Consider the following 561-nt stretch of genomic DNA (forward strand, 5'->3'; position numbering starts at 1 on the left):
GGTGCCGTCTCCGGTGTGGCCGGACCCAACTGGGCGCTCGTGGGCGACGCTGCCGGGTGCGTCAACCCCCTGAACGGCGAAGGCATCGACTACGGTCTCGAGACCGGTCGCGAGGCCGCCGAGCTCCTCGCGACCGGCGCCGATCTCGCGGCAGCCTGGCCCGCCCTGCTGACCCGGCACTACGGTGAGGCGTTCTCGATCGCCCGGAGACTGGCGGGACTGATCACGGTTCCGCGGCTCCTGCCGACTCTCGGCCCACTCGGCATGCGCAGTCACGCGCTGATGACGATCGCGCTGCGGGTCATGGGCAATCTCGTCACGGACGAGGATCGCGACGCTGTCGCCCGCGTCTGGCGTTGGGCCGGTCGGCGGTCTATCGCGCTCGACGAGCGTCCACCCTTCAGCGACTGAGCCGCATCCCGCGCTCCGCAGTAGCGTAAAGGACATGACGACTTCGCCGCTGCTGGAACTGAACGACGGTCACCGGATGCCCCAGCTGGGCTTCGGCACCTACGGCATCGACGACCCGGACACCTTCGTCGCCGCGATCGATGCCGGCTA

General features: G+C 69.5%; 1 protein-coding gene. It reads left to right on the plus strand.

The genetic code is table 11. The features are described from left to right. A partial coding sequence (locus D9V41_RS16170) for an NAD(P)/FAD-dependent oxidoreductase (RefSeq protein WP_424922802.1) occupies nt 1–411 on the plus strand: 411 nt, incomplete at its 5' end. Nucleotides 412–561 lie beyond the last annotated feature (150 nt).

Source organism: Aeromicrobium phragmitis (assembly GCF_003674095.1).
Taxonomy (GTDB): domain Bacteria; phylum Actinomycetota; class Actinomycetes; order Propionibacteriales; family Nocardioidaceae; genus Aeromicrobium; species Aeromicrobium phragmitis.